Here is a 4,835-nt window from a genome sequence, read left to right as displayed (position 1 = left end):
CCTCCCGACCCTGACCGGACCGGCCCCCGGAACACGCCCCGGAACACCCCCCGGAAGACGCGCCGACGGCCGTGTGACCGGCCTCACCGGGGCCGCCGCCCGGCGGGTGTGACACTTTTCGGGCCACGGACGCAGTACAGAACAAGCCGACTGGTCATCGGCGAGCGCGCCACCCAAGGTTCCCCCCGTACCTGCGGGATGCGCGTAGCGCGGGCGGGGCACGTTCCCCCGGCCCCGCCCGCGCCTCTTCACCCCGGTTCGCACCGGCCCGCGCCCCGCTCGGGAAGGGCGCCGGAAACGTCAGTAGACGATCACCTTCTCGCCCACCCTCACCTGCTCGAAGAGCGCGGCGATCTTCTCCCTGTCCCGTACGTTGACGCAGCCGTGCGAGGCCCCGTTGTAACCGTTGGCGGCGAAGTCCGCGGAGTAGTGCACCGCCTGGCCGCCGCTGAAGAACATCGCGTACGGCATCGGGGTGTCGTAGAGCGTGGAGTGGTGGTCCCGGCTCTTGAAGGTGACGCCGAACTCGCCCTCGCGGGTCGGGGTGAGCTCCGAGCCGAAGCGCACGTCCATGGCGGAGACGATCTTCCCGTCGATCATCCAGGCCAGCGTCCGGCTCTCCTTGCTGATGCACAGCGCCCGGCCCTTCAGGCACCTGGGGTCGGGGTCGGCTATCGGCCGGGTGGTGGGCGGGTACAGCTCCGCCCGGGTGGGGGTCCTCGTCCGAGCCGTCAGGTCGTTCCAGGTGGCCCGGGTGACCTGCCCGTCCGCCGTCAGACCCCGCCGCTTCTGGAAGGCGGACACGGACGCGGTGGTGACCGGGCCGTAGTAGCCGGTCGGGTTGAGGTCGAAGTGCCCGGCCTGGCGCAGCCGCGCCTGGAGTTCACGGACCTTCTCGCCCTGCGCGCCCTCCCGCAGCATCGGCGCCGGCGCGGGCGGCGCGGTGGACGCCGTCGGCGTCCCGGGCGGCGCCGGAGGCCGCGAGGCGGACACCGGCGGAGCAACGGGCGGTGTCGGGGTGCGCCGCTCCCCCTCCTCGCTCGCGGACGGCGTGGGCGTGGGTGTCGGTGTCGGATCGGGCGCGGGTGTGCTCCGTGTCGCGGACGGCGCGGGCGGCGGTGCCGTGACCGCCGCCGGCGATCGCGCCCCCGCGTCCGTCTGCTGCGCCGTGCACCCCGCCCCCAGCAGCACCGCGGCCGCCGCGGCGAGCGCGGCACGGCCCGCCGGCCCGCGCCGCGTGGACTCCCCCCAGGACATCGAAACCCCCTCGGATCCGCCGGACCTTCACCGGTTTTCCCCACCTGTGTACGTTCCCGGCAGCCAGACTGCCCGAACCGGGGACGCCGGACCACCCCCCGGCGGTTCCGCGCGTGTCACCCGCGCGAACCCTTCCGCGCACCACCCCGCTCGTTTGTGAGCAAGGTCCCAGGCTGTGGCTCTCCCGTCGCTCTCCCGCCGATCGCTACAGTCCGTATCGGACAGGGCGACGAAGCGGGAGGCACCGAACATGGCACGCGAGACTGGCCGCGGGACCGGCAAGGACCGGCTCAGCGAGAGCGGGCTGCCGATCGAGCCGGTCTACGGACCCGAATCGCTCCGGGACTGGGACCCGGAGACGAAGCTGGGCGAGCCCGGTTCGTACCCGTACACGCGGGGCGTCTACCCGACGATGTACACCGGGCGGCCGTGGACGATGCGCCAGTACGCCGGCTTCGGCACGGCGGTGGAGTCCAACGCCCGCTACAAGCAGCTGATCGCCAACGGCACCATGGGCCTGTCGGTCGCCTTCGACCTGCCGACGCAGATGGGCCACGACTCCGACGCCCCCATCGCGCACGGCGAGGTCGGCAAGGTCGGCGTGGCGATCGACTCGATCGACGACATGCGGGTGCTGTTCGACGGCATCCCGCTGGGCGAGGTCTCCACCTCGATGACGATCAACGCCCCCGCCGCCGTTCTGCTGCTGCTCTACCAGCTGGTGGCCGAGGAGCAGGGCGTGCCGTCGCAGAAGCTGACGGGCACCATCCAGAACGACGTGCTCAAGGAGTACATCGCCCGCGGCACCTACATCTTCCCGCCCAAGCCCTCGCTGCGGCTGATCGCGGACATCTTCAAGTACTGCCGGGCCGAGATCCCGCGCTGGAACACCATCTCCATCTCCGGCTACCACATGGCCGAGGCCGGGGCGACGCCCGCGCAGGAGATCGCCTTCACCCTCGCCGACGGCATCGAGTACGTGCGCACGGCGGTGGCGGCCGGCATGGACGTGGACGACTTCGCCCCCAGGCTGTCGTTCTTCTTCGTCGCGCGCACCACGATCCTGGAGGAGGTGGCCAAGTTCCGCGCCGCCCGCCGGATCTGGGCGCGGGTGATGAAGGAGGAGTTCGGGGCCAAGAACCCCAAGTCGATGATGCTGCGCTTCCACACCCAGACCGCGGGCGTGCAGCTCACCGCGCAGCAGCCCGAGGTGAACCTGGTGCGCGTGGCCGTCCAGGGCCTGGGCGCGGTGCTGGGCGGCACCCAGTCGCTGCACACCAACTCCTACGACGAGGCCATCGCACTGCCCACCGACAAGTCGGCCCGCCTGGCGCTGCGCACCCAGCAGGTGCTGGCCTACGAGACGGACGTGACCGCCACCGTCGACCCCTTCGCCGGGTCGTACGTGGTGGAGTCGATGACCGACGAGGTCGAGGCCGCCGCGCTGGAGCTGATGGGCAAGGTCGAGGAGCTGGGCGGCGCGGTCAGCGCCATCGAACACGGCTACCAGAAGGGCGAGATCGAGCGCAGCGCGTACGCCATCGCCCAGGAGACCGACTCCGGTGAGCGCGTCGTCGTCGGCGTCAACCGGTTCCAGCTGGAGGAGGAGGAGCCGTACGAGCCGCTGAGGGTGGACCCGGCCATCGAGGCCCAGCAGGCCGAGCGGCTGGCGCGGCTGCGCGCCGAGCGCGACCGGGCGGCCGTGGACGGGGCGCTGGCCGAGCTGCGCAAGGCGGCCGAGGGCAGCGACAACGTGCTGTACCCGATGAAGGAGGCGCTGCGGGCCCGCGCCACCGTCGGCGAGGTCTGCAACACCCTGCGGGAGGTGTGGGGCGCCTACGTCCCCACCGACGCCTTCTGAGCACGTCGGGAGACGGCGAGGGACGGCGCGGCACGGCCGGGTTCCGGCCACCGCACACATGGAGAACGCCCCCCGGTGGAGGACCACCGGGGGCGTTCTCCATGTGCCGGAAGCGTCTCAGAGCAGGCCGAGCCCGGTGACGATCACGGAGACCAGCACGGTGAGCGTCCAGCCGAGCACCTGCTCGACCAGCTTCTCGCGGTCCTCCTCGGACGGCCCGCCGGTACGGAGCCGGAGTGCCGGGATGCTCGCCGCCGTCGTGTGGCCCATGGTGGTTCCCTCGTCTCGCCTCGTGGCGCGCCGGTGTGCGGGGCTCCGGTGCGCCTTTGGTGTGCCTGTGTCCGTGATCGCCGCGAATGGGCGTCGCGGATCTCCAGCATGAGGGGACTCATGCCGTTTAAACAGAGACGCAGATCACCCCGCGGCCGGACACCGGCGGCGAAGCCGTCCCCAACACACCGTCCACCCTGCGGTGATGGGCCCGCCGGGGCCCGGGCGGCCGTACGGCTGTGACGAACGACACGGTCCGCGCGGACCGTACGCGCCCCCGCGCGGGCCTCTGCGCGAGTCCCCGCGCCGGTTCCCGGAAGGGCGCCTTCCGCACGGCCCGTTCACCGGCGCGCCCTCCGCCCCAGCGCGCGGGCCCGCCGCGCCGCGCGCCGCACCGCCGGACTGCGGACGACCGGCCCCAGTCCGGCGGGGAGCCCACCGGGCAGGGCGAGGGAGGCCAGCAGGCGGCGCGGGAACCAGCGCCGTACGCGCTCCTCGGGGTGGGCGGCCAGGAAGCGCTCGGCCTCGCCGCGCAACCCCGGATTGACCCGCGGCTGCGCGCAGAACGCCACCGCCCGCACCAGCCGGGCCAGTTCGGCGAGCTCGGCGGGACCGGCGGTGCCGGTGGTGTCGGCCGGGCCGGCGGAAGCGGCCCCGCCCGGCAGCAGCGCGTCCGCGATCACCGCCGCGACCGGCCCGCCCCCCTCGTGCGCGCCCGCGCCGGCCGAGGGGACGGCCGTACCGCCGTGGGAGGCGGGCAGGCCGTGGACGGCGCTCGCGGCCAGCAGGGCCCCGAACGAGCGGCCGGTCACCAGCGCCGGGCGCAGCCGCTCGTACAGCGCCTCCACCGGCTGCGCGCCCTGCGGCTCGTACAGCTCCACACCCAGCTCCGCCGCCTGCCGCGCGATCCCCCGCACCCGGTGCGCGGGGTCGGCGGGGTGGGGCGCGAGGACCACCGCGCGGTGGCCGGCCTCCCGCAGACCGCGCAGCAGCCGCCCGTACGCCCGCTCCTCCTCACCCGGGGGGAGCGCGCCGGGAGCGTGCGGGTCCTGTCCGAGCAGCACCACCGCACCCTCGGGCGCGCCCGTGTCCGGCAGCTCCCGCGCCGCCCGGGCGGCGACGGCCCGCAGCGCCTCGCCGGGCACCGTCTCGGCCGCGACGCCGAACTCCGCCAGCAGCAACGGCCGCAGACCGGGCACCAGGCCGGGGTGGAGCAGCCGCCGCACCCGCGCGCCCACCAGCGGATCCAGCCTGCCGGGGGTGGGCCCGTAGGCCGACAGCCCGGTGGCGTACACCGTCAGGGGCGCGTCGGGGAAGATCCGGGCCAGCGCCTGCCCGGGGCCCGCCTCGACGCGCTCCACCACCAGCTCGACCGCCGCGTCGCCCAGTCCCCACAGGGAGCGCAACTGCCTCTCCCACAGGGGCGCGTCGTCGGGGCGCGGCGCCC

At 74.3% G+C, this 4,835-nt stretch carries 4 protein-coding genes; 1 reads left to right on the top strand and 3 read right to left on the bottom strand.

Features of this window, described 5'->3' with window-relative positions; genetic code table 11:
• Window positions 1-300: 300 nt before the first annotated feature.
• Window positions 301-921, bottom strand: a complete 621-nt coding sequence (locus tag L7D48_RS29615) for a peptidoglycan-binding protein (RefSeq protein ID WP_374493788.1) — start codon at window positions 919-921, stop codon at window positions 301-303.
• Between the two features lie 586 nt (window positions 922-1,507).
• On the opposite strand from L7D48_RS29615, the gene L7D48_RS25900 reads away from it, so the two are divergent.
• Window positions 1,508-3,118, top strand: a complete 1,611-nt coding sequence (locus L7D48_RS25900) for a methylmalonyl-CoA mutase (RefSeq protein ID WP_237883065.1) — start codon at window positions 1,508-1,510, stop codon at window positions 3,116-3,118.
• 117 nt (window positions 3,119-3,235) lie between these two features.
• Here L7D48_RS25900 and L7D48_RS25895 read toward each other — a convergent pair whose 3' ends face one another.
• Window positions 3,236-3,388, bottom strand: coding sequence for an SCO1431 family membrane protein (locus L7D48_RS25895; RefSeq protein ID WP_237883063.1), 153 nt, complete (start codon window positions 3,386-3,388; stop codon window positions 3,236-3,238).
• 341 nt (window positions 3,389-3,729) lie between these two features.
• On the bottom strand, window positions 3,730-4,835 hold a 1,106-nt coding region (locus L7D48_RS25890), incomplete at its 5' end, for a hypothetical protein (RefSeq protein ID WP_237883061.1).

It is taken from the genome of Streptomyces sp. ICN903 (assembly GCF_022015835.1).
Classification (GTDB): domain Bacteria; phylum Actinomycetota; class Actinomycetes; order Streptomycetales; family Streptomycetaceae; genus Streptomyces; species Streptomyces fenghuangensis.
This window is presented reverse-complemented; position numbering and strand designations above follow the sequence as displayed.

What these genes read in the sequence shown, in the direction of transcription:
- L7D48_RS29615 (WP_374493788.1), bottom strand. Translation starts at nt 921, where the DNA reads ATGCTGCGGGAGGGCGCGCAGGGCGAGAAGGTCCGTGAACTCCAGGCG.
- L7D48_RS25900 (WP_237883065.1), top strand. Translation starts at nt 1,508, where the DNA reads ATGGCACGCGAGACTGGCCGCGGGACCGGCAAGGACCGGCTCAGCGAG.
- L7D48_RS25895 (WP_237883063.1), bottom strand. Translation starts at nt 3,388, where the DNA reads ATGGGCCACACGACGGCGGCGAGCATCCCGGCACTCCGGCTCCGTACC.